This is a genomic window from Butyrivibrio sp. MB2005 (assembly GCF_000424285.1).
Classification (GTDB): domain Bacteria; phylum Bacillota; class Clostridia; order Lachnospirales; family Lachnospiraceae; genus Butyrivibrio.
Window position 1 is genome coordinate 211,069 of record NZ_AUJP01000004.1, and the last position, 24,611, is coordinate 235,679.

Sequence of the window (24,611 nt, forward strand, 5' to 3'; positions counted from 1 at the left end):
ACACGTAAAAAAGGAGGAAAAGAAAATGGGATTTGTTAATGTTGAAGTAAAGGATAAGATCGCTGTCCTTACAATCAACCGTCCTGAAGCACTCAATGCTCTTAACAGCGCAGTACTTGATGACCTCAACGCTGCTCTTGATAGCATTGATGTTAACACAGTAAGAGCTCTTGTTCTTACAGGTGCAGGAGAGAAGTCTTTTGTAGCAGGTGCTGACATCGGAGAGATGAGTACCCTTACAAAGGCAGAAGGCGAAGCTTTCGGTAAGAAGGGTAATGATGTTTTCAGAAAGCTGGAGACATTCCCTATTCCTACGATCGCAGCCGTAAACGGATTCGCTCTTGGCGGCGGATGTGAGATTTCTATGAGCTGTGATATCCGTATTTGTTCAGACAATGCTATGTTTGGTCAGCCTGAGGTTGGTCTTGGTATCACACCCGGATTCGGTGGCACACAGAGACTTGCTCGTCTCGTAGGCGCTGGAATGGCTAAGCAGCTTATCTATACAGCACGTAACATCAAGGCTGACGAAGCTTTCAGAATCGGTCTTGTAAATGCGGTTTATACTCAGGAAGAGCTTCTTCCTGCAGCTGAGAAGATGGCAAACACAATCGCAGCTAATGCTCCTATCGCAGTTCGTGCATGCAAGAAGGCTATAAATGAAGGACTTCAGCTTGATATCGATAAGGCTATCGAGCTTGAGGAGAAGATCTTCGGCGATTGCTTCGAGACAGAAGATCAGCGTGAAGGTATGGCTAACTTCCTTCGCAAGAAAGATGATCCTAAGAAGGTTAAAGTAGTAGACTTTAAGAATGCATAATGCATGATCATCATTCGAAGATTAAGATTAGATAAATAAAGATTAGGAGGATATATAAATGAAGGTAGCAGTAATTGGCGCAGGTACAATGGGCGCAGGCATTGCGCAGACATTTGCACAGGCAGACACAGTAGACAAGGTTTATCTGTGTGACATTAAGACAGAGTTCGCAGAAGGCGGCTTTGCAAAGATCAAGAAGAGCATCGACAAGATGGTTACAAAGGGAAAGATCGATCAGGCAAAGGCTGACGCTATTCTCGGCAAGATCACAACAGGTCTTAACGATATCTGCTCAGATGCTGATCTCGTAGTTGAGGCAGCTCTTGAGGTTATGGATATCAAGAAGAACCTTTTCAAAGAGCTTGAAGAGAACATCGTAAAGAATCCTGATTGCATCTTTGCATCTAACACATCATCTCTTTCAATCACAGAGATCGGTGCAGGACTTCCTAAGCCGGTTATCGGCATGCATTTCTTCAATCCCGCTCCTGTTATGAAGCTGGTTGAGGTTATCCAGGGTGCAAACACACCTGAGGCTGATGTTGAGAAGATCAAGAAAATCTCTGAAGACCTTGGAAAAACTCCCGTACAGGTTAACGAGGCAGCTGGTTTCGTTGTAAATCGTATCCTTGTTCCTATGATCAACGAAGGTATCTTCGTATATTCAGAAGGCGTTTCAGATATCCAGGGTGTAGACACAGCTATGAAGCTTGGCTGCAACCATCCTATGGGACCCCTTGAACTCGGTGACTACATCGGACTTGATATCGTTCTTGCAATCATGGACGTTCTTTACAAGGAGACAGGCGATTCCAAGTATCGTGCTTGCCCTCTTCTTCGTAAGATGGTTCGTGGTAAGAAGCTTGGTGTTAAGACTGGTATCGGTTTCTACGATTACAGCGACGGTGGCAAGGTACCCACTGACAAGAAATAATACGCTTACTTATTCCTATTAAGGAATTAAATCGCCTGATAAAGCCTTCTCTCAGAGGGAGAAGGTGTCAGCGAAGCTGACGGATGAGGGCATTAAGAATACGAATGGAGGATTTTTTTCATGGATTTTCAGTTAGATCAGCAACATGAAATGGCGAGAGCTCTTTTCAAAGAGTTCGCAGAAAAAGAAGTTAAGCCCCACGCAATTGACGTGGATGAGACAGAGGTATTCCCGATGGAAACCGTTAAGAAAATGCAGAAGTACGGCTTCATGGGTATCCCGATTCCGAAGGAATACGGCGGACAGGGATGTGATCCTCTTACATATGCTATGTGCGTAGAGGAACTTGCAAAGGTTTGCGGCACAACAGCAGTTATCGTTTCCGCTCATACATCACTTTGCTGTGATCCTATTCTTACATACGGTACAGAGGAGCAGAAGCAGAAGTTCCTCGTTCCCCTTGCAAAGGGTGAGAAGCTCGGTGCTTTCGGTCTTACAGAGCCCATGGCCGGTACAGATGCTCAGGGCGTTCAGACCAAGGCTGTTCTCACAGAAGATGGTAAAGAGTGGGTTCTTAACGGATCTAAGTGCTTCATCACAAACGGTGAGGTAGCAGATACTTATATCATCATTGCTTACACAGATATCGTTGAGGATAAGAGAGGCAGAAAGACAAAGAAGTTCTCAGCATTTATCGTTGAGAAGGGAACACCCGGATTCACATTCGGTACTAAGGAAAACAAGATGGGTATCCGTGGATCATCCACATACGAGCTCATTTTCCAGGATTGCCATATTCCTGCTGAGAACCTTCTTGGCGCTAGAGGAAAGGGCTTCCCGATCGCTATGCACACACTTGATGGTGGACGTATCGGTATCGCTGCACAGGCTCTTGGTATTGCTGAGGGTGCTCTTGATCGTACAGTTGAGTACGTTAAGGAGAGAAAGCAGTTCGGTCGTTCAATCGGTCAGTTCCAGAATACACAGTTCCAGCTTGCTAACATGGCTACTCAGTGTGAGGCAGCTAAGATGCTTGTTTATGCAGCAGCTGATGCTAAGAAGAACAAGGATCGTTACTCTGTAGAAGCAGCTAAGGCTAAGCTTTTCGCTGCAGAAGTTGCTATGGACGTAACAACAAAGGCTGTTCAGCTTCATGGTGGTTATGGTTACATCAGAGAGTACGAAGTAGAGAGAATGATGCGTGATGCTAAGATCACAGAGATCTACGAGGGTACATCTGAAGTTCAGAGAATGGTTATCTCTGGTGCTTTATTAAGCTAAGCTTATTAGCAATATTTATTGAACTTAGCGGATTAGCACGTTCTGCAAAGGTCGAAAGACAATTAGCAGAACTTCCTAAATGATCATTTACATTTTGTAAAAGGAGAATACAAATGAAAGTAGTAGTTTGCATAAAGCAGGTGCCCGACACAAAGGGCGGGGTTAAGTTTAAACCCGATGGAACACTCGACAGAGGAGCAATGCTTGCAATCATGAATCCTGATGACAAAGCAGGTCTTGAGGCAGCTCTTCGTCTTAAAGATGAATACGGCGCAGAAGTTACTGTTGTAACCATGGGTCTTCCCAAGGCTGAGGCAGTTCTTCGTGAGGCTATGGCTATGGGTGCTGACAAGGCAGTTCTTGTTACAGACCGTGTACTTGGTGGTGCTGACACATGGGCAACATCTTCTACAATCGCAGGCGCACTCAGAAACCTTGAGTATGATCTCGTAATCACAGGCCGTCAGGCTATAGATGGTGATACAGCTCAGGTTGGTCCTCAGATCTCTGAGCACCTTGGACTTCCCGTAATTTCTTACGCTGAGGAGATCAAGGTTGACGAGAAGGCTAAGACTGTTGTTGTTAAGCGTCAGTTCGAGGATCGTTATCACATGGTAGAGGCTAAGATGCCTTGCCTTATCACAGCTCTTGCAGAGCTGGGCGAGCCCAGATACATGACACCCGGCGGAATCTTCGATGCATTCGAGAAGGAAGTAACCGTTTGGGGAAGAGCAGACCTTAAGGATGTTGAGGATTCTAACCTTGGTCTTAAGGGATCACCTACTCAGATCGCTAAGGCTTCTGATAAGGTAAAGAAGGGCGCTGGTGAGAAGATCGTTGCTGATTCAGCTGACGAGGCAGTTGATTATCTGTTCGGTAAGCTTGAAGAGAAGCATGTCATTTAATGAACCTGCGTAAGCAGCAATATAGTATAAAGGAGAACAAAACATGTCTTTAGAAGAATATAAGGGTGTATTTATATTTGCTCAGCAGGTAGACAATGAGCTCTCAGGTATCGCACTTGAGCTCCTGGGCAAAGCAAAAGATCTTGCAAATGATCTTGATGAGAAAAAAGTTACAGCAGTTCTGCTTGGTGACAAGGTTGGTAACCTGGTAGACACACTTGCTGAGTACGGCGCTGACCGTGTAATCGTTGTTGATGATCCTGAGCTTAAGGATTATCGTACAGAGCCTTACACACATGCACTTGCATCAGTTATCAATGAGTACAAGCCGGAAATCCTTCTGGTTGGTGCTACAGCAATCGGCCGTGACCTTGGTCCTCGCGTATCTTCACGTGTTCACACAGGTCTTACAGCTGACTGTACACAGCTTGATATCGGTGACTTCCCGCTTAACGCAGTTGAGGGCCAGGAGCAGAAGCATAAGCAGCTCCTTATGACACGTCCTGCATTCGGTGGTAACACAATCGCTACTATCGCTTGCCCTGACTTCCGTCCTCAGATGGCAACAGTTCGTCCCGGCGTTATGCAGAAGATCGCTCCTGTAAAGGGCGCTAAGGCTGAGGTTGTTGAGTTCAACCCCGGATTCGAAGAGAACGCTTGCTATACAAAGATCCTTGAGATCGTTAAGGCAGTTTCAGAGGTTGAGGATATCCAGGAAGCTAAGATTCTTGTATCTGGTGGACGTGGTGTTGGAAGCCCTGAGAACTTCAAGCTTCTTGATGACCTTGCAAAGGTTCTTCACGGAACAGTATCATGCTCACGTGCAGTTGTAGATTCAGGCTGGAAGCCGAAGGATCTCCAGGTTGGTCAGACAGGTAAGACTGTTCGTCCTAAGGTTTACTTCGCAATCGGTATCAGCGGAGCTATCCAGCACGTAGCAGGTATGGAAGAGTCAGATCTCATCATCGCTATCAACAAGGATGAGAACGCTCCTATCTTCGACGTAGCAGATTACGGCGTAGTTGGCGACCTTAACAAGATCGTTCCTGCACTTACAAAGAAGCTCGAGGCAGCTCTCGCAGCAAAATAATTAGTACGGGCAACCGCTAAAAATATTGGGTTGACTACTTCAAATCATTCGGGTGACGCTTTTTGACGCACCGTCATCGATTTGATGTAGTCAACCTTTTTATTTTTAGCGGTTGCCCTGTTACATTCAGAAGAGGAAAATGGCATTTACATAAATCAAGATCATATAAAGCTTTTTACGAGAAGACAGAAATCTATGATAAAATATAGTCTATATAATTTGAGTGTATTTATAAGGAGATTTTGGAACTAATGAAAAGCATACTAGATTATGAAACAGTGTCACTTATAGATGAGGATGACGCTTTAGAGATTATAGATCAGACTAAGCTTCCGGGAACAATTGAAATTATAAGACTTCACACCGGTGAGGAGATTTGGAATGCGATTTATCTTCTCCAGGTAAGAGGCGCACCGGCTATTGGCGTGGCTGCAGGGTTCGGGCTTTATGTACTCATGAAGCATTCTAAGGCTGAAAGCTATGATGAGTTCATGAAGGAGCTTAAGGAAAAGAGTGATTACCTGAACTCTTCAAGACCTACAGCAGTTAACCTTTCATGGGCACTTAAACGTATGGAAGAGCATGTGAAGGACGTTGCTAGAAAAGAATTAGCCATGGAGCTTAGCGAAAGCGGAGAGGTAGCCACAGCAAATGCAGAGGCTTTTGACAGAGATCTCCTTATCACAGCTATGCGAAAGGAATCAGAAAAGATAAAGGCTGAGGATATCGATGTTTGCAGGCGAATCGGTGAGAACGGACTTACCCTTATAAAGGATGGCTACGGACTTCTTACCCACTGCAATGCGGGACAGCTTGCAACCTGTAAGTACGGAACGGCAACAGCTCCCATGTATCTGGCTCACGAGAAGGGCATGAATATCAGAGTTTATTGTGACGAGACAAGACCTCTTTTGCAAGGAGCAAGGCTTACAGCCTTTGAGCTTCACAGCGCAGGAATCGATACAACACTTCTTTGTGATAACATGTCAGCTTCCCTTATGAAGACCGGGGCTATAGATGCAATATTCGTAGGCTGTGACAGGGTTGCGGCAAACGGCGATGCTGCAAATAAGATCGGTACCAGCGTTGTGGCAACTGTAGCTAAGCATTACGGAATTCCTTTCTATGTATGCGCACCTACATCCACTATCGATATGAACACCAAAACAGGTGATGACATCAATATTGAGCAGAGAAAGCCTGAAGAAGTGACTGAGATGTGGTACAGTGAGCGTATGGCTCCTGATGGAGTTAAGGTATACAATCCAGCCTTTGATGTTACAGATCATGAACTTATAACAGGTATAGTTACAGAATATGGAGTTCTTCGAGCTCCGTATGATGAGAGTATAAAGAAGATATTCGACGAAAATAAATAAAACACAGTGCACACCCTTGTAAGATAGAGATATCAGGATGTGCAATTTTATGTTTAAGCTTATCTGAATTTTAGCTATATACTTATAAAATATCCATAAATTCTCGCTATTTCGTTGAGGGTGATATTTCAAAGTGTTAGAATAAATATGAGTTATTGTAGATTTTAATGGGCTTTTGCGTGTTGGAATATATTATCACTGATAAGGTGTAATGGAGATTCGTAAATGGCTGTTGTTGCTGCAGATGAGGACAAAACTTTATATGCACCTGATCTGATTTCGAATGAGATGCTGCTTATAAAGAAGCATGGTTTCGATATCAATCTGCTTGAAGGTAAGCGTTTTAATATCTATCAGCTTGCAGAGATTAGAAAAGGTCTTGAAACAGGGGCAGATGTGTTGGAGTATCTGGACCCTGAGCTTCCATGGAATGAAATGGAGGAAATCCGCCTTGAACTGCAGTCCGGTATTGATATGTCTATGTATCGCGATGCCGGTTTTGACATCATGCAGCTTGCTGAGATTCGTGAGGGTCTTCAGAAGGGACTTGATGTAACTGAGTATGCAAGGACGGAATTTTTCGCAGATCAGATGCGTCAGATCAGGCTTGGACTGGAAGCCAATATTCCCATTATTTTTTATCAAAACGCCAGCTATAACTGGCTTCAAATGGCAGAAATCCGTAAAGGTCTTGAGAACGGCACAGACATATCTTCTTATGCAAGAGTCGATATGCCTTATATGAAGATGCGCGTTATAAGAGAGAGCCTTGAGGATGGCCTTGAGCTGGATGAAGGCCTTGTAAGGCGCAAGGATGCAGCGACGCTGGAACAGATTCATATAGCCTTTAAAGATAAGATAGATATAGATGAATATATAAAAAAGAATTTTGATGCGGAACAGCTTGAGCAGGTAAGAAAAGCCAAAATGGCAGGAATTGAAGATATCGACAGGTATTTTCTTTTTGGCATGCGTGGCGAATGTATGCATGAGGTTTTGCTTGGACTTGAGCAGAATCTTGATGTAAGCATTTATGCAGATGAACAGTATGGCTGGAAGCAGATGAAAGAGCTTAGGCTGGGACTTGAACACCAGGTGGATGTTTCAGTTTATGCTAAGCCTCTTTACCGTGCAGATCAGATGCGCGAGATAAGGCTTGGTCTTGAAGCTAATCTGGATGTCAGCAAATATAGCAGCATGGTTCATCCCGCGCAGGAAATGCGAATCATGCGTGAGTGGATGGAAGACGGCAAGGCCCTTCCAAGCAACCTGAGTAAGCTTTTCACAGGCCAGCTTCAGGAAGAGATGTCTAAGCCTGCCGACGAAGAAGTAAAGGCATGGCAGTTTTTACAGACAGAGGAAGGCCGCCTCATAGACATATCGGAAGATATGATGAAGGTATATTTCACGATACCTGTAGGAACAAAGGCAGCGAAATTCACAATTGAATATATTGCAAAGCTCCTGTATAGGGCCAGGGTTCGCCGGGGAATCAGCAAAAAGGTTCTCACGGAGATGATTGAAAATAAAAAGTTCGGTGTAAAAACTCTTGTAGCCACCGGAAGGGAGCCGGAAAACGGCAAGGATGGTTATTATGAATATCTCCTTCAGCTGGGTGAGAGTATACTTCCCGACATGGAAAGTTCAGATGGCGCCGATTTTTCCAAGGTAAAAATATTTGATGAGGTTAAGCTTGGAGACAAGCTGGCTATATACCATCCCGCAACGCCCGGGGTTGATGGGTTTGACGTTACGGGCAAGATATTGAAGGCAAAACCAGGCAGAGGAAAACCTATCCTAAAGGGACACGGCTTCATGCTTCTTGCAGATAAGCAGACCTATGTTTCATCTTATGCAGGAGTTGGAAGAATCCATAGCGGAGAAATATGGATAGACAAGGCTAAGGTCTATGAATCTCTTGTAAATGTAAGGGATAAGATAAACTATGATGGTACGATCTGGGTAAAAGGTGATATAGAAAACGCTTATGTCCAGGCAAAGGGAGATATCGTAGTTGATGGAAGTGTGACCTGCGCCGATCTTACAGCAGGCGGAAGAATTGTAGTCCGTAAGAGCATAGTCGGGAATCTAAGTGAGAGAACAAGCATTAATGCAAACGGTATAGTGGCAGCTGCACATCTTGATAATGCAGATATTAAGTGCAAAGAGGATCTTATATCCAATGACTGCCGAAACTGCAATGTATCGGCAGGCGGCAAGGTACTGATGCTTGGTGACAGAGGACTTGTAAACGGTGGTAAGGTTACTTCTCTTAAGGGAATTGAGACTGCGGTTCTTGGCAGCAAAACTGTTAAAGAAACGGTTATAAGAACCGGTATCACTGAAGATCTTGATTATGAGTATAAAAATCTCATGAGGAACCTTTCCAGAACCTATCAGGAGATAAAGGTATACGAGAGTCAGAGAGCCAAGCTGGCATCCTTTAATGATACGACCAATAAACAGGCACTTCAGGTAAAGATCAAGATAAATGCAGAATCGGCGATAAAAGAAGCGGAACTTGAGAGGCTGAATAAGCGTAAGAAAGAAATTGAAGATGAGATGGCGGCCGTTAAGGACTCCAAAGTACTTGTGGCAAGGCTTGTATTTGACGGCACAGTGATCATGATGGGCAGCAGGATGCTGAAGCTAAATGACACTTATGAATCGACAAAAGGATTTACCTTCAAAGCTACAGAAGGTGCAGTATTAATGCTTGATGGCGAGAAAGTTGTAGCAAGGAGTTAAAAGTGGCAGATAAGAGCATACTTATTGTAGATGATGCGGAAATAAACAGAGGGATTCTCAGCGAGATCTTCAAGGAAGAGTATGATGTTCTTGAAGCCGAAAACGGTAGAAAAGCGCTTGAGATAATAGCAACCAAGAAGGATAAGATATCTGCAATCCTTCTGGATATTGTAATGCCTGAAATGGACGGCTACAGGCTCCTTGAGAAGCTTTCCGAACACAAGATTCCCGCAAGGATTCCGGTTTTGATGATAACGGCAGACGGCAGTACTGACGCTGAGAGAAAATGCTATGAAAAAGGTGCCGCTGATGTTATCCATAAACCTTTCGATCCAATGGTTGTAAAGCACAGAGTTTTGAGAGCTATTGAGCTTTATGAGAGCAGACGCGGGCTTGAGCAGAAGGTAAACGATCAGACAAGAGTCCTGAAAAAGCAGTTCATGGTTCTTAAGAAGCAGGAAGAAAGGCTTCGCGAGACCAATGCCAGAATTATCGATACTATCTGTACCATCGTAGAATTCCGTAATTTGGAATCAGGATATCATCTAAAGAGGATTAAAGGATTTGTACAGATACTGGCGAACACGGCCATGAGGAATTATCCCGAGTTTGGGCTTACTCCTCACAGGATAGAAGTAATTACAACTGCCAGTGCAATGCATGATATTGGTAAGATCACAGTTCCTGATTCAATCCTTTTAAAGCCCGGAAGATTGACGGCTGATGAGTTTGATATCATGAAATCCCATACCACCAGAGGCTGTGAGATTGTTAAGATGCTGGCAGATCTTCAGGACAAGGAATACCTGGAAGTCAGCTACGATATCTGCAGGCATCATCATGAAAAATATGACGGCAAGGGATATCCGGACGGCCTTAAGGGAGAGGAAATCTCTATCGCAGCACAGCTCACATCCCTGGCGGACGTTTATGATGCGCTGGTAAGTGACCGAGTTTACAAGTCGGCATTTACTCCCAGCAAAGCATACGAAATGATAAAGAACGGCGAAAGTGGAATCTTTTCAACTAAGATGCTGGCCTGCTTTGATATTGCAAGACCTGAGATGGAAGCAATGGTTGCAAGAACCAAGGCTGAGGAAGAAGCCAATGCGGCAGCAGGCGGCGCAGGTATGATGAGCCAGTGATTACTGAAAATATGGACATGGAAAATAATACATCAAAGAAAAATAAGTTATATAAAAGCTTTGGGTATGCATTTGAGGGCATCGGAAATACCATTTTGCATGAGAGAAACATGCAGATTCACTGCACAGTCACTGTACTTGTGGTGATATTTGGGTTTTTTCTTCATATTTCCCTTGTAGAATGGCTTTTCTGCATAGTGCTTTTTGGATTGGTATTGAGCCTTGAGCTTGTAAATACGGCCCTTGAAGCGGTGGTTGATCTTGTGACACAGGAGCGCAAGCCACTGGCCAAGAAAGCCAAGGATGCTGCGGCGGGAGCTGTTTTGATGAGTGCTATTATGGCCGCAATAATAGGCGGCATAATATTCTTTCCTAAATTGTGGGTGCTGATTTTTTAATTACCACTTTTTCGGGAAGCTATATAAAGGAGGACAAGAACATGGACATTCTTACAGACGGACTTAAGAAAATTCTGCTTGCAAGCGTTGGAGCTGTTGCTCTTTCAGCAGAAAAAGCAAGTGAAATTCTTGGTGAAATGGTTGAAAAAGGAGAGATTACCGTTGAGCAGGGAAAGGCTCTTAATAAGGAGCTTAAGCGCACGGTAAAGGAGACTACAGAGAAAAAGGAAGAGGATAAAAAAGACCTCTCCAAGGTTGTTGAGGGACTTTCAGCAGATGAGCTTGCAAAGCTAAAAGAGCTTATAGCAGCTGCTGAGAATAAAGAGTGAGCAGATGGCAGACTTAACGGATCTGGTAGGAAAAATGCGACAGATTGCCGATGCACAGGCAGATAAAGCAGAGGCATTAAAACACGCAGATTCCGAAGAAAATAGTAAAGAGAAAAATGCAGAAGACAGCGCGAGGTTCAAAGAAATCCGCGCTGTTCTTGCAAGGAATAAAATAACAAGGGGCATATCTCCGGAAAAATTAAGGATAATCCTTGAGGAGCTGGGGCCGACTTATATTAAGCTTGGGCAGATAATGTCGATGCATTCGGACATTTTGCCGAAGCGCTATTGTGATGAGCTGGCAAAGCTGAATTTTGATGTTCAGCCAATGCCATTTAGTGAAGTGATCGAAGTTATCGAGGAGTCCTACGGATGCCCTTATACGGACATCTATGAGTGGATTGAAGAGGAAACTCTTGGATCAGCTTCTATTGCTCAGGTTCACAGGGCAAAGCTAAGAAACAGCGACGAAAAAGAAGGCATAGATGATGTAATAATCAAAGTTCAAAGGCGAGGTGTCTACGAAATAATGTCAAGAGACATCAGTCTTCTTCATCGTCTTGTAAAGCTTATGCCGCCTGTGGGTGATCTGAAAAATATTGTGGACCTGGATATGGTACTTGATGAGATGTGGGCAGTTGCAAGAGAGGAGATGGATTTCTTCCGTGAAGCCTGCAATATGGCAGAATTTGCCCGTAACAACAAGGATATCCGTTATGTGGGATGTCCTAAGATGTTTCCCGAGTACTCCACCGATAAAGTCCTTGTTATGGAATATGTTCATGGATGCTCAATTGATGATGTGGAATACCTTACGGCACATGGTTATGACCTTAATGAGATAGGTGAAAAGTTTGTTAATAACTTTATAAAACAGGTCATGAATGACGGCTTTTTCCATGCTGATCCACATCCGGGAAATGTCAAGATCCGTGATGGAAAGATCATCTGGATTGATATGGGAATGATGGGCAGACTATCTGAAAAGGACAGACGCCTTATGGTACGAGGTGTCAGAGGAATTGCTCTTCATGATATTCAGGCTGTAGAAAATGCGGTTCTGGATCTGGGTGCAGTAAGCGGGACACCTGACAGAGCTAAGCTGTATGAGGATTTAAAAGCTTTCATAGATCAGTATGGTTCAGTATCCTTTGGAAGTCTCGATTTGGCAGCAGCACTTCAGTGCCTGATGGATATAATGAAGGAAAACGGCATATCACTTCCTCACGGAATGACGATGCTGTGCAGAGGACTGGCTCATGTGCAAGGCGTTCTGGCTACAATCAGCCCCGACATAAATATGATGCAGATAGCCACATCCCGTATAACAGATGAATTCATAGAGAATATGGATCTTAGGGAAGAACTGATGAAGTATGGCAGAGCGTTATATCGCGCCGCCGATAAGAGCATCGAGCTTCCATCTCTCACAGCCCAGGCCATGAAGGAATATCTGGCGGGTCAAAGTAAGGTGAATCTCACTCTGAATTCCTCCAGGGAACTGGACGAGCTCATATATTCATCCATTAGAAACGTGGTAATAGGCCTTGGAGTAGCGGCACTTTTGATTTCCTCAAGCATAATGTGCCTGACGCAGATGAAGCCCCAGATATTCGGAATTCCTCTCCTTGGAGCCCTTGGCTTCTCCTTTGCCATGGCTGTCAGCAGCTTCCTGGTAATAAGGAATATAGCCTTGAAAATAGCGGCAAGACGTCGCCACAGACATAAGAGAAAATAAAAACGCGAAGCGGAGATCATCAAGTTTTCTTTCACACACGCAAACAAAAAAGCAGCCATCCTTACAGCGTGTGTGAAAGGTTGCTGTTCGTCCAGTGGACGAACGCTTAGCAACGACCGTAGCGAAGCGGAGATCGAACCCCAATCGACGTGTGTGAAAGGGCGCACGAGGTCCGGGGGACCTCGGCTTTGCGCTGACCGAAACGAAGTGGAGATCGAACCCGTTCGAGTCCGATAGACTCGAACAAAAAAGCAGCCATGGCATTTGCCATAGCTGCTTTTTTATTAGCGTGTGTGAAAGGATTCGAACCCTCGACCTTCTGGTCCGTAGCCAGACGCTCTATCCAGCTGAGCTACACACACATATATGCACTTATTAGCTGTGCAACGAAAATAATTATAACATCAAAATAAGAATTGTCAACACTAAATTATTATATCACAAAAATTAATAAAAAATCCCCTATTAATGGGAGGAGACCGGCATGGGTGGGGACGCCATACCGGTCATTAAGAAAAGGAGATTGTCCTTCTTTTTTACATTATTTATATCGTCAGCACCCTGAAAAACTTTAGAGCAGATTTTCAAGATTTTAATTTTTTTTCAAATTGGACAAGCAAAGGATTTTTATTGTATCATATTACGGATTGTATATATTTCCATGTGTTTTTTATGAAAGAGATTAATAATGCAGAGATTTGACCTTATTGCGCCATGCCATTTTGGTTTGGAGGCAGTCTTAAAAAAAGAAATTATAAACCTTGGTTATGAAATAGTAGAGGTTTCAGACGGAAGAGTAACCTTCGCAGGTGATCCCGATGCTGTTGTCAGAGCCAACATCGGACTTAGAACCGCAGAGAGAGTTCTTATTAAAGTGGGTTCTTTCCGTGCTACTACTTTTGAAGAGCTTTTTCAGGGGACCAAGGCACTTCCCTGGGAAGAGTTTATTCCAAAGGATGGAAAATTCTGGGTAAAGAAAGCCAGCAGCGTAAAGAGTAAGCTTTTTAGCCCTTCCGACATTCAGTCAATTATGAAAAAAGCCATGGTTGACAGACTTTCAGACATTTATCATATCAGGCGTTTTGAAGAAAGCGGTGAAAGCTTTCCTGTAAGAGTGTTTTTGCTTAAGGATGAGGTTACGGTAGCACTTGATACCACAGGCGATTCTCTTCATAAGAGAGGATACCGTAAGCTGGAAGCCAAGGCGCCTATTGCTGAGAACCTTGCTGCGGCGCTTTTAATGCTGACTCCCTGGAGAGCAGACAGGATTCTGATTGATCCTTTTTGCGGAAGCGGAACATTTCCTATAGAGGCTGCTATGATTGCTGCAGGAATAGCACCCGGTATGCACAGACATTTCACAGCTGAAAATTGGACACATATAATAACACCTGATAACTGGCGCGATGTCCGCGAGGAGTGCGCTGAAGAAATCAATATGGATATTGAGACCGATATTCAGGGCTACGATATAGATCCGGATGTTATTGAAATAGCCAGGATAAATGCCCAAAAGGCAGGCGTTGACAAGCTTATCCATTTCCAGGCAAGGGATGTTGCAGATCTTAGCCATAGGAAAAAGTACGGCTTCATCATTACCAATCCGCCCTATGGTGAGAGAATCGGTGAGGAGGCTGAACTTCCTGCGCTTTATAAGACCCTTGGAGAGCGCTATAAGGCCTTGGATTCATGGTCTATGTATCTTATTACAGCCTATGAGAAGGCAGAGCGCGATATCGGAAGAAAAGCAGATAAAAACCGTAAGATATATAACGGTATGATCAAGACATATTTTTATCAATACATGGGACCTAAGCCTCCCAGAAGAAACGAGAATAAGGGTGACAGAATTGATTGAGAACAGATTAAAAAAGACTGCTATTTATACGGCTATTTTTGCAGTCATATCATTTGGAATCATGTTTTACAGAGCGGCCACCAAGAGCATTCTTATTGCTGAAGCCACTCAGGAACAGGCGCAGTCAGCGGTAAGTACTGAATCCTTCGACTTGGATATCAGTGCTCCTGTGGGCGGAAAAGGAGAGGGAACACTTGTTATTCCTCTTGAAGCAGGCGTCAGCTCAGATCTTATAACATTTGAAGAAAAGCATTCAGAGCATAAGTTCCTTCTTTTTATAAACGGAAGGAATCCTGATTTTTATCATCAGAACAAGGTTTTCTCTGATCTTGCAATGATAACGGGTGCTACATGCAAACCATTAAATGACAAGGGTAATGTTTGCCTGGAGTTCAGTCTTGACGGACTTTATGAAAACGAAACAGAGCTTGGTGATTCTGAGATAACAGTTTCTTTTAATGTGCCAGAGGGATTATATGAGAATGTTGTAGTAATCGATCCTGTGGATGATATCGGACTAAAGCTTGTGCCATATATTAAGAAGATTATGGACAATGATGATACTATCAAGGTTTTCTACACAAGGCAGTCAAAAGAGGAGACATCTACTGAAAAAGTGGAGGCTCTTATAGCAGATTCAGAGGCAGATCTGTATGTTCAGATAGGTACACAGGATACAGATGCAGCTGATGAGGGTATTCGTACATTTTATAACGGCGTATTTTTTATAAGAGAGTTTGGAAATATCAAGTTCTCAGACATGCTTGAGAGGTGTACGGCGGAAGCTGCTTCAACCAATGCTCTTGGTCTTGAAGAAGTGTCCCGTGACAATGAGGTAATCATGAATTCTGTTATCCCATCGGCATTTGTGTCTATAGGCAATATTAACAGCCCCGGAGACAGCAAGAGATTTGGACAGGATTTTTATATAGAGAATTGTGCTGCCGGAATTGTAAACGGCATAAAAGCATCTTTCCAGATAATCAATCCCGTGGCTGAAGAAGAGTCTACAGATGCTTTGCAGGGGATTATTAACGGTAATTAAGCCGCTGGCTTTGTATGGAGGAGATTATGAGAATAGTATTTGCTACAGGTAATAATGATAAAATGCGTGAGATTCGCCAGATCCTTGGCGGATTCACTGAGGATATCGTATCCATGAAGGATGCGGGGATCGATATTGATATCGTCGAGGATGGCACCACATTTGAAGAAAATGCCATGATAAAAGCAAGGGCTGTGCATGAGTATTGTGAGGATGCAATTGTTCTTGCCGATGATTCAGGCTTAGAGATTGATTTTCTTAACAAAGAGCCGGGAATCTATTCTGCCCGCTATCTTGGAAGAGAGACACCTTATCCTGAGAAAAATGGCATCATTTTGGAAAAGCTTAAGGATGTTCCCGATGAAAAGCGCTCAGCAAGATTCGTGTGCGCTATAGCTGCATGCCTTCCCGGTGGTAAGGAGATTATCGTAAGAGGTACCATGGAGGGCAGAATCGGTTATGAGATAGCTGGAGAGAACGGATTTGGATATGATCCTATCTTTTTCCTGCCTGAATATGGCAAAACATCTGCTCAGCTCCTTCCTGAGGAGAAAAATGCGGTTAGCCACAGAGGCAAGGCTCTTAGAATGATGGAAGAAAAGCTGAAGGAAACTTTTAATGCATAAGATATTGGTAGTAAGCGATACACATCGCAAGGACGAGAATTTTTACAGAGTAATAGATATAGAAAAAGATGTTAATCTGATAATTCACTGCGGCGATACAGAAGGCTCTGAGACCCAGATGCAGCAGCTAAGCACGGCTCCTATGAGGATAGTAAAAGGGAATAATGACTTTTTCAGCAACCTTCCCGATGAGCAGGAGTTTGAAGTATGGCCCCATAGATTTTTTGTAACCCATGGGCACAGATATCTTGTGAATATGGGCAGTACAGATATCAGACGCGAGGCCTTGGTCCGCGGCGCTGATGTGGTGATCTACGGGCATACGCACAAGCCAGTAGCGGCTGAGGTTGACGGAATCTATGTATTTAATCCCGGAAGCCTTTCTTATCCCAGGCAGGAGGGCAGGAAGCCATCCTATCTGATTCTTACTATTGATGATGAGGGAGAGCTTACCTACGAGATAAAATATTTGGAGCTGTTCTGAAAAATCAACAGGATTTCATAGTCGGAAAGCCGCATGGTTACTGGATGTTCGAAGTATTTGAAAAAAATGTAAATTTTTTTTGGAAATAGTGTTGACAATGTATGGAAATCCATTATATAATTCTTCTTGCGTTGCGGGTCCGGTAGTAAACAGAACGCTTCCAAGACGGGGTGTGGCTTAGCTTGGTAGAGCGCCTGGTTTGGGACCAGGAGGTCGCAGGTTCGAATCCTGTCACCCCGATTGAGTAACGCAGAATTAAATACATGCGGGTGTAGTTCAATGGTAGAACACCAGCCTTCCAAGCTGGATACGTGGGTTCGATTCCCATCACCCGCTTACAAAATACTCCTCAGGATTTATCCTGAGGAGTATTTTTGTAAGCGGGGGAGACCTCGAACCCAAGGTTCGAGTCTCCGCTTCGCTCCGGTCGGCGCTGAACAGAGGTCCCCCGGACCTCTAGCGCCCCATCACCCGCTTTTTGTTTGCCCAGAATCCATGCGGATTTGAGGGCATTTTTTATGCGTTGACCAATGTGAATGGTGGCTGAACCCTGCTTTTAGTCTCCCATTATCGTAGTTATTAAGTCTCACATCAATTGATCACACTCAATATTGCAAAATATAAAACATCAAGAAAATACTGTTTCCCCTTACATTCTAATATCAGATACCTTCAAAGAGAAAAGCAGATAGAAACTGGTGCATCAGCTACTATCTGCCCTTCTTTAGATAATCATTATATAATACTCCGAATCATGTGATACTCTCCGGGGGTACTTATATCACACTTAAAGTCGAAAAAGCCTATATTTATAGTACACTCAAGGTTTTTGTAGCTTCACATGTTTACTTAAAAATAGTCGTTCAGTAAAGAAAAAGACAAGGAAACGGTGAGCGTTTCCTTGTCTCTGTAAGAATTACTTTTTCTTTGAAGACTTCTTAGATTTATCAGATTTCCCTTTGAGGGGGTCCGCATGTGTAGCCGTATCCCAACCTTCACTAATCGGAACACCCCATTTGGTCTTAGCTTTCTTTTTAGCTTTGCCTTTAGCTGAAATATTCTTGATGAATTTCTTGGCATAAGATCCTTGTTCGTAAGTCTTTACTGTAATCTGCTTTTTGTCTTTCTTAAAAGCGTTCTTGTCGATTTTGATTTCAGCATAAGCTCCGTAAAGCTGGAACTCTTTCAGTTTTGTACATCCGGAGAAGGCACCTTTACTTATGCGTTTCTTGGTCTTTGAGGTGATGGGGCAGCTTCTTTTGAAGATATCATCTTTTTCATAAGCTTTGAGCGCATTGGATCCCCATGCAACGACTTTAAGATTCTTACAGTTTTTGAAACAGTCAGTAGGAATTTCCTTTACAGAATCGGGAATATACGCATAATGTATATCGCTTCTGTTCTTGAAAGCTCCGGGTGCGATACTGGTTACAATAAACCATTCATGGTTGTAACGGCAGTATGCGAACATTCTGAAATCAAACTCTGCAAGTTTGTTATTTTCAAGAGACGTATATCTGTTACTGGGATCGTTCAGCCAGACCATTCCGCCGCCCGCCCGACTATTATCCATACGTCTGTCATCGATATAATCTGAGATTGCATAAACGCTGAACGCTGTTGAGTTAGACGCAATACCTCTTTGTGGCCCTGAAAACGCCCAAAGATTAAAAGCACTCGCGTCTTCCCATTCTAGATCACTGGGTATGTCCCATGATTCATATCCGATAATTTGCACTTCACCGAAGGTGCTTCCTGTTCCGGCTTTGGTCACGCGATAATGGATCATATCTCCTTTTTCCCAAAACTGTGTTCCGACAGGTGCAAGCCATCCATCTTCTTCAAGTTCTTTTGCAGTCCAATCCCAGCTTTCGCCACGTATCATTCCAAACATAGCTTCCTTGCTGTCCGCATCTGCCCAGTTTGGTGTTCCGAGTATAGATTTTGGTGAACCTTCGCGATAACTGGATGTTGACTGATTATTAGCTGCATTAGAATTATTGTTAGAATTATTTTGATAGCCAGGAATTGCCTCATCTGTTTGACTTATAGCCTTAGATATAGCATCTTGACGTGCCTTTTCCTCTTCTTCGAGCTTCTTTTTTTGCTCGCCAACATACTTCATGCATTCACTGTATGTTCCATACTCCTCATATAGGTTGCTCTTCTTATCTTCCGGTTTGTCTGACCATTTGTAAGTGTCATTGGAGTAATGAAATAGTGCATTATACTCCATATCCTTAGCAAGCTGGTTGTACTCATCCTCGGTAAGCTGTTCCAGGAGACAATATAATTCATACGGATGGTTAACAAGGTAGCTGTCAAACCATACATACTGTACATCTTCAGTATCATAGCTGTCTTTTCTTTTTATAGTTTCAAGTCCAGCCTTAAGCTGGTTATAGGCGTCTGCCGATGCATGGGATGTAATAGAAAACCCTGCGAATGCTCCCATGCAAAGTGCAAAGGCAAGGCTAAAGGCTAAAAGCCTGTTCCTTATTCTGTTGTTTTTGCTGTTCTTGTTCATTTTATATTCCCTCATGATATGAAAATAGTGATAGTTACACCAACTCTTTCTTCAAACCAAAATCACAATAACATATTGATGCTATATATGCAATATAATTCTAATATATTATCGTTTCTGGCTATGCAATATCGTAGTTGCATTTATGGCATATTTCTATCATACAACATATTCAAATGTGGTCATAAAATATATTTGAAAGGTGTTGAAAATAGGTATAATCGCATGAATTCAGAATCAAAATTAGTAATAAGAAAAAGAGCCGGAGAAGAAGGCTTCAAGAATTTCAGTATCAGAGTTCCTAATGAGATTGTTAATAAATTAGATGAGATTTCCCAGAGAGCAAACGTAAGTCGCAATGAGCTGATCTCCATCATGCTTGATTATGCCATTGAGCATTGCGAAATCAAGTAATGGCATATCACCATAAATCAGATTAATTATCATCAGTAAGCTTTATCAAAATTTCTATTTGTTGACCAATCATTGACCAAAAAAATCCATCTTGCGAAGCCAGTAAACAAGCGGGGGAGACCTGATTATTGCAAGGCGCGTGGCATCATATTACGTGCCTTTTTAAAAGCTTTATAAAAGTTTTTTAAAAAATTTAAAATTACTCATTGACAGTATTTAATCTCTAATATATAATCTGTAGATGTCGCTATGAGTTGCGAATATGTGTCCGTAGCTCAGCTGGATAGAGCAACGGCCTTCTAAGCCGTGGGTCGGGGGTTCGAATCCCTTCGGGCACATTTAAGACTAAGAGATCAATCTTAGTCTTATATATATGGTGGGTATGGCGCAGTTGGTTAGCGCGCCAGATTGTGGTTCTGGAGACCGTGGGTTCGAGTCCCACTATCCACCCTTTTTTATTTAGGGCGGTAATTCGATATTTAAAAATGACTTAATTCGGGTTATCATTAAGTAAGCACATCTGCTGTGTATGATGGGCTATCGCCAAGCGGTAAGGCACAGCACTTTGACTGCTGCACTCGTGGGTTCGAATCCCGCTAGCCCAGTTTTGATATATCACTGCTAAGGCAGTTCATATATATGAGATACTAGCTCAGTTGGTAGAGCACTTGACTTTTAATCAAGTTGTCGTGGGTTCGATTCCCACGTGTCTCATTAGGTTTAAAGCTCTGAAATGTAGATTTTATCTATGTTTCAGAGTTTTTCTTTTTCAAAAAAGTTGATTACCAAACGATTGTTATGATTACCGTTTAAGAAACCATAATGATCTCGACGGCTATTACAGCATCTCCTGTACCAGATATCCCACGGCAACAGGTACGACATACACCTATGCATACCTTCGCCCTGGATATACCGATAATGGCAAGGTAGCTCCTACCGGAGTATCCTTCACATCACCGGCACTTACAAAGCACTTCAACACATCAGATTACAGCAGGCAGACGATAGAGTGTCATGTAGGTGATACTTTCACTCTTGCACATACAGTAAGCCCTAATAACGTAGATCAGTCATATCTTGCAACGATATATTATAGTCTTGGGGATGAGCAGTCTGCGGTACTCAGACTTTCAGGAAATACAGTCACAGCAATGGCTCCCGGAACAGAATCAGTATATGTCACAGCATGGTCTGGCGATGGAAACAATGCCTACGGGCCTTATTATGACTGCTTCGACCTTCACGTCCTTGCTGACGGTGAACAAAGCTCAGGAAGTACGCAGGGAAGTTCTTCATCAGAAGATGGAAACAGCCAGCCTTCCACACAGCCATCAGGAAGCAGCCAGAATTCTACTGCCCAGGACATAAAGGAATCTGATGAATCTGCTAACGTGGACAGTAGTGTCCCTACACCAAAGAAGCTATCCGTAAAAGCAGACGGAAAGAAAGCTACGATCAAGTGGAAGAAGCAGACTAAGAATACCAAGGGCTACGAGATCCAGTACAGTACCGATAGGAACTTTAAGGATAACGTCAAGAAGACTTCCGTTAAGAAGTCGGCTACTTCAAAGACTATAAAGAAACTGAAGGCCGGTAAGACCTATTATGTGAGGATCCGTACCAAGTACAAGAAGGATGGTAAGACTGTTTATTCCGAGTGGAGTAAGGTTAAGAAAGTAAAGATCAGTAAGTAATCATAAGACAGCATATGTGATGGATTCATTTATGATTTTTTGTGCTCCCTGTGATTACTGATTATATATCAGTGCCATTTGATTTTAACAAAAACAATTAGATTCTTGCACAACATGATATAATATAAGTAGTAATATTTTTTAAAGGATGTAGTTTTGAATGCAAAGAAGTATTATTGCACAGAAGAAAAGAAACAGGCCTATAGCAATAACAGATGTAGCTATAAATAAGGTACCACAGACTCATATATTTGGCTTTTCAAATGAACAGAACATGTTCATACAGGAAATGCATAAGGAGGTATTAAGGAAGGCTAAAGATCTTTGTAAAGAGAATAATAGCAAAAGCATGGAAGTTGTCATTTTGCTGGATACTCATACATGGGACAGTTGGATTGTTGAAGGAAAGAAGGACAATATCGTAGATATTAAGGATAATCCGGAAGCAAAAACCATTCTTGATACGAGTACGAAAAATTCACTGATTTTGTTGCATAATCATCCAAGTACTGGTACATTTTCAGCAAAGGACTTAAGAACTTTTTGTAATAATGATTCACTATATATTATGACCGTAGTTGGGAATGATGGATCTGTATATGTATTGGTCAAGGATGTTGGCTTTGATCCCAGCGGTGTATTGATTGAATATGGTAAACTTGCAGAACAGTATAAGGCGCAGGGAAAGAAGTATAATGCAACAATGGCTGTAAAGTATATTTTAAAGAATGCCGAGAAGTATAATATGAAGTACAAGAAAGGTAGGAAAAAGATATGAAGAAGCAACAGAATAAAATATCAAAGCCTCAACCTTTTATCGCACCTGGATCAGAAAAGAAGCTTACAGAGGAAGAACTCAAGAAGCGTCAGGTTAGATTTGAAAGACTTGAAAAGATTGGTGAAAATCATACCGTTGTCAAAAGCGAGGAATATGAGGATGGTGAAACAGAGAATCCGTATAGAATTAAGGCGATGGTAATGATAAATCAGGATAAGGATGTTCCTGAAGAACTTATTAAGCAGATTGAGGAATACGATAAAGAAATATTGAAAATGGGGTAACCCTGAAAAGCACATGGAAAGCTCTCTTAATTGAGGGCTTTTTATTTGTTTGGGTTGATTACCAACTTGATTACCATGAGACACAACCGATGCTGGGAAGCTCCTTTCTTACTGGATTTCTTAAAAAAGACTAGGCGGGTTCGATTCCCACGTGTCTCATTAGATACATGAAACCTCAGATTTTATCTGAGGTTTTATTTTTTTCTCGGATTCTTGATAATGAAATTTAGCGCTTGATCATTTTGGAAATAAGGATATTTGTAATAAAATGGTAGGGGACATTCTTTATGATCGGAATTGTAATGGGTTAAGTAATGCAAAATTGATTTTTGTGTCAACTCGAAGTAAAGCGGTAAAAACACAATAGTTCCGAAAAGGAAGTGAGTCTAAAAATCAAGATCAAATAAATACAGGATAATTGGAGGGAAAATATGAGGAAATATTTATCAATTACACAACATCTGTTTTATTTAGCAGTTGCGTTATTAGTGTTTTATTCAACACACATATTTGCGAGCGCTGCAGATGAAGCTGGTATTCCGTTCACTACCACAACAATTCAGGTAGGGCAGAAGATAACACGCACATTTCCAAAGATAGAGGGAAAGAACTGGCGAGCAAGCGGACGGACTGACCATCTTATGCTAACAATCCCGGAAGATGGATTTTATCATATTGACCTAAAGCTTGATACCTGGTGGAAAACAGCCAGATTCTTTATTCAGTATCAGGAAGACATAGATGCTTTCTATCCAAATAATTCATGGAAAAACATAGGTGAAGGTTATGGTCTTGAAGGCATGGAGCGTATGCTCTACAAAGCAGGGACCTATAAAATAGAGCTAACAACACTTTGTGATGAATTGACTTACACTCTTAGGGTTGACAGAGATGAACTGCCCAAAATGAAAGTCACAAAGGTGAAAGCTATAAAGAATAACAAAATCCAGTTAGATATGACCTGTTCCGGTAATAACTATTATGATTTTCAAGTGCAGTATTCTACTGATAAACAATTCTCAAAGAATGTGAAGACTGTATTCGTAGATAATAAAAAATTTAGATATAAAAAATCAAAAGTATCTGTCTTGATAAAGAAACCAAAGAAGGGAAAAACTTATTATTTTAGAGTACGTCAGATATATGGACATCCCAAGAGTTCCTGGTTTAGCAGTAAACATTATACAGGACGTGAGACAAATTACTACAAAATGTTAAGTAAAGATATTAAGGATTACTCTAAGTGGTCAAATATCAAGAAAATGAAAGTAAAATAACTTCCTACCAAAAACGTAATAAAGGCAGACATATGAATGTGACTATGTCTGCCTTTTGTTTATACTTATTTCCTTAAGACACTTCAAGCTTTTCCTCCTATGAGAATTTGTATTTTTTTTAGAAAACTAACGAACGCAATATGATAAGGTTTTTGTTAGAGGGGGAAATGAAATATGAATTCAACAACAAAAGGCATTTACAAAACGAAAAAAAGAAGCAGTAGAGTATTATCAGTGACAATCATTACGGCGATTCCGGGATTAAATATAGGCGTTAGCATATTAAATGCAGTTATCGCTGGTGGAATAGTAGCTGCTGTAGGTGAGGTTTCAGTATATGCGTTTGAACAGGTCTACTTAGGAAAGAAATCTCTAGAAGATCTTGATTGGATAACAAAACTTGCAAAGGGATTCATAGATACGCTAACAAAGGTACTTGAACAGTTGGGCGATGGTGCTAGCAAAGAACAGATTTCAAAAGCTATCATTAAAGCTATTAAAAATGCAAAATGGGTTTAATGAATATAATGAGGTTTAATGTATCTGATTTTTGGATCAAGTATAGATGATCGTTGTACCGAAGATTCAGATATAGATCTTGCAATCTTTGGAAATCAGACAAGGTATAAATGTCTGAATTCGAAAGAGTATAGGCAATTTGCAGAGAATCTGTATTCTTTTGATAATTTTAGCCAATCTTATGATTTGTTGTATTTCAAGACAGGGAATACATATTCAGGACTTATTATAAATGATATCAATAATGGGGAGGTCCTTTATGTCAGGGAAGGCGAATAACTGAAAATGGTTGATGTGGGATATCTGCATGACAGTTAGTTGAGCCCTATGATGAG

23 protein-coding genes and 7 tRNA genes are annotated in these 24,611 nt (G+C 42.1%); 28 read left to right on the forward strand and 2 right to left on the reverse strand.

Annotated features, from left to right (window positions below; translation table 11 throughout):
- The first annotated feature begins 25 nt into the window (after positions 1-25).
- The 11 genes from G610_RS0102275 to G610_RS19420 all read left to right on the forward strand — a co-directional run bounded on the left by G610_RS0102275 (position 26) and on the right by G610_RS19420 (position 12,767).
- Positions 26-820: an enoyl-CoA hydratase-related protein gene (locus G610_RS0102275; protein ID WP_026496733.1), complete on the forward strand. Its 795-nt coding sequence runs from the start codon at positions 26-28 to the stop codon at positions 818-820.
- Between the two features lie 58 nt (positions 821-878).
- The gene (locus G610_RS0102280; RefSeq protein WP_026523488.1) at positions 879-1,754 is read left to right on the forward strand and encodes a 3-hydroxyacyl-CoA dehydrogenase family protein; all 876 of its coding nucleotides are present in this window, start codon (positions 879-881) and stop codon (positions 1,752-1,754) included.
- Positions 1,755-1,874: 120 nt separating this feature from the next.
- Positions 1,875-3,035 carry an acyl-CoA dehydrogenase gene (locus G610_RS0102285; protein WP_026523489.1) on the forward strand — a complete coding sequence of 387 codons (1,161 nt, stop codon included), beginning with the start codon at positions 1,875-1,877 and terminating at the stop codon, positions 3,033-3,035.
- 113 nt (positions 3,036-3,148) lie between these two features.
- Positions 3,149-3,940 (forward strand): electron transfer flavoprotein subunit beta/FixA family protein, encoded by a 792-nt coding sequence (locus G610_RS0102290; protein ID WP_022762769.1) that lies wholly within the window; start codon positions 3,149-3,151, stop codon positions 3,938-3,940.
- Between the two features lie 43 nt (positions 3,941-3,983).
- On the forward strand, positions 3,984-5,030 hold the full coding sequence (locus G610_RS0102295; RefSeq protein ID WP_026523490.1) for an electron transfer flavoprotein subunit alpha/FixB family protein: 1,047 nt from the start codon (positions 3,984-3,986) through the stop codon (positions 5,028-5,030).
- Between the two features lie 251 nt (positions 5,031-5,281).
- The gene (gene mtnA / locus G610_RS0102300) at positions 5,282-6,409 is read left to right on the forward strand and encodes an S-methyl-5-thioribose-1-phosphate isomerase (RefSeq protein WP_035793875.1); all 1,128 of its coding nucleotides are present in this window, start codon (positions 5,282-5,284) and stop codon (positions 6,407-6,409) included.
- A gap of 225 nt (positions 6,410-6,634) precedes the next feature.
- A complete protein-coding gene (locus tag G610_RS0102305) occupies positions 6,635-9,157 on the forward strand; it encodes a DUF342 domain-containing protein (protein WP_026523492.1) in 2,523 nt (840 codons plus the stop codon).
- Between the two features lie 2 nt (positions 9,158-9,159).
- On the forward strand, positions 9,160-10,302 hold the full coding sequence (locus tag G610_RS0102310; RefSeq protein WP_026523493.1) for an HD domain-containing phosphohydrolase: 1,143 nt from the start codon (positions 9,160-9,162) through the stop codon (positions 10,300-10,302).
- 17 nt (positions 10,303-10,319) lie between these two features.
- Positions 10,320-10,700, forward strand: a complete 381-nt coding sequence (locus tag G610_RS0102315; protein WP_026523494.1) for a diacylglycerol kinase — start codon at positions 10,320-10,322, stop codon at positions 10,698-10,700.
- Positions 10,701-10,741: 41 nt separating this feature from the next.
- On the forward strand, positions 10,742-11,029 hold the full coding sequence (locus tag G610_RS0102320) for a hypothetical protein (RefSeq protein WP_026523495.1): 288 nt from the start codon (positions 10,742-10,744) through the stop codon (positions 11,027-11,029).
- A 4-nt stretch (positions 11,030-11,033) separates the two neighbouring features.
- Positions 11,034-12,767 (forward strand): ABC1 kinase family protein, encoded by a 1,734-nt coding sequence (locus tag G610_RS19420; protein WP_242829600.1) that lies wholly within the window; start codon positions 11,034-11,036, stop codon positions 12,765-12,767.
- Positions 12,768-13,055: 288 nt separating this feature from the next.
- Here the strand turns inward: G610_RS19420 and G610_RS0102330 are convergent.
- A tRNA-Arg gene (locus G610_RS0102330) sits at positions 13,056-13,129 on the reverse strand.
- A 326-nt stretch (positions 13,130-13,455) separates the two neighbouring features.
- Between G610_RS0102330 and G610_RS0102335 the strand changes: the two genes are divergently transcribed.
- From G610_RS0102335 to G610_RS0102360, 6 genes are all read left to right on the forward strand, one after another.
- On the forward strand, positions 13,456-14,625 hold the full coding sequence (locus G610_RS0102335) for a THUMP domain-containing class I SAM-dependent RNA methyltransferase (RefSeq protein ID WP_026523496.1): 1,170 nt from the start codon (positions 13,456-13,458) through the stop codon (positions 14,623-14,625).
- The gene (locus G610_RS0102340; protein WP_026523497.1) at positions 14,609-15,670 is read left to right on the forward strand and encodes an N-acetylmuramoyl-L-alanine amidase; all 1,062 of its coding nucleotides are present in this window, start codon (positions 14,609-14,611) and stop codon (positions 15,668-15,670) included. The genes G610_RS0102335 and G610_RS0102340 overlap by 17 nt, the downstream gene beginning before the upstream one ends.
- Before the next feature lie 26 nt (positions 15,671-15,696).
- Positions 15,697-16,296: an XTP/dITP diphosphatase gene (locus G610_RS0102345; protein WP_330367671.1), complete on the forward strand. Its 600-nt coding sequence runs from the start codon at positions 15,697-15,699 to the stop codon at positions 16,294-16,296.
- On the forward strand, positions 16,289-16,780 hold the full coding sequence (locus tag G610_RS0102350; RefSeq protein ID WP_026523499.1) for a metallophosphoesterase: 492 nt from the start codon (positions 16,289-16,291) through the stop codon (positions 16,778-16,780). The genes G610_RS0102345 and G610_RS0102350 overlap by 8 nt, the downstream gene beginning before the upstream one ends.
- Before the next feature lie 166 nt (positions 16,781-16,946).
- Positions 16,947-17,020 (forward strand) — tRNA-Pro (locus tag G610_RS0102355).
- Positions 17,021-17,045: 25 nt separating this feature from the next.
- Positions 17,046-17,116 (forward strand) — tRNA-Gly (locus G610_RS0102360).
- Between the two features lie 580 nt (positions 17,117-17,696).
- Here G610_RS0102360 and G610_RS0102365 read toward each other — a convergent pair.
- Positions 17,697-19,307 (reverse strand): leucine-rich repeat protein, encoded by a 1,611-nt coding sequence (locus G610_RS0102365; protein ID WP_026523500.1) that lies wholly within the window; start codon positions 19,305-19,307, stop codon positions 17,697-17,699.
- Between the two features lie 225 nt (positions 19,308-19,532).
- Between G610_RS0102365 and G610_RS0102370 the strand changes: the two genes are divergently transcribed.
- The 11 genes from G610_RS0102370 (at position 19,533) to G610_RS0102420 (ending at position 24,555) form a co-directional block, all read left to right on the forward strand.
- The gene (locus G610_RS0102370; RefSeq protein WP_026523501.1) at positions 19,533-19,721 is read left to right on the forward strand and encodes a ribbon-helix-helix protein, CopG family; all 189 of its coding nucleotides are present in this window, start codon (positions 19,533-19,535) and stop codon (positions 19,719-19,721) included.
- A 264-nt stretch (positions 19,722-19,985) separates the two neighbouring features.
- Positions 19,986-20,059 (forward strand) — tRNA-Arg (locus G610_RS0102375).
- 38 nt (positions 20,060-20,097) lie between these two features.
- A tRNA-His gene (locus tag G610_RS0102380) sits at positions 20,098-20,171 on the forward strand.
- Between the two features lie 83 nt (positions 20,172-20,254).
- Positions 20,255-20,326 (forward strand) — tRNA-Gln (locus tag G610_RS0102385).
- A gap of 36 nt (positions 20,327-20,362) precedes the next feature.
- Positions 20,363-20,435, forward strand: a tRNA-Lys gene (locus G610_RS0102390).
- 440 nt (positions 20,436-20,875) lie between these two features.
- Positions 20,876-21,418: a fibronectin type III domain-containing protein gene (locus tag G610_RS0102395; protein ID WP_026523502.1), complete on the forward strand. Its 543-nt coding sequence runs from the start codon at positions 20,876-20,878 to the stop codon at positions 21,416-21,418.
- A 160-nt stretch (positions 21,419-21,578) separates the two neighbouring features.
- Complete coding sequence (locus G610_RS19425; protein ID WP_035796656.1) at positions 21,579-22,196, forward strand: hypothetical protein; 618 nt, start codon at positions 21,579-21,581, stop codon at positions 22,194-22,196.
- A complete protein-coding gene (locus G610_RS0102405) occupies positions 22,193-22,480 on the forward strand; it encodes a hypothetical protein (RefSeq protein ID WP_026523503.1) in 288 nt (95 codons plus the stop codon). Before G610_RS19425 ends, G610_RS0102405 begins: the two co-directional genes overlap by 4 nt.
- A gap of 431 nt (positions 22,481-22,911) precedes the next feature.
- Positions 22,912-23,757, forward strand: a complete 846-nt coding sequence (locus G610_RS0102410) for a hypothetical protein (protein ID WP_026523504.1) — start codon at positions 22,912-22,914, stop codon at positions 23,755-23,757.
- A gap of 174 nt (positions 23,758-23,931) precedes the next feature.
- The gene (locus G610_RS0102415; protein WP_026523505.1) at positions 23,932-24,276 is read left to right on the forward strand and encodes a hypothetical protein; all 345 of its coding nucleotides are present in this window, start codon (positions 23,932-23,934) and stop codon (positions 24,274-24,276) included.
- A gap of 18 nt (positions 24,277-24,294) precedes the next feature.
- Positions 24,295-24,555: a nucleotidyltransferase domain-containing protein gene (locus tag G610_RS0102420; RefSeq protein WP_026523506.1), complete on the forward strand. Its 261-nt coding sequence runs from the start codon at positions 24,295-24,297 to the stop codon at positions 24,553-24,555.
- Positions 24,556-24,611 lie beyond the last annotated feature (56 nt).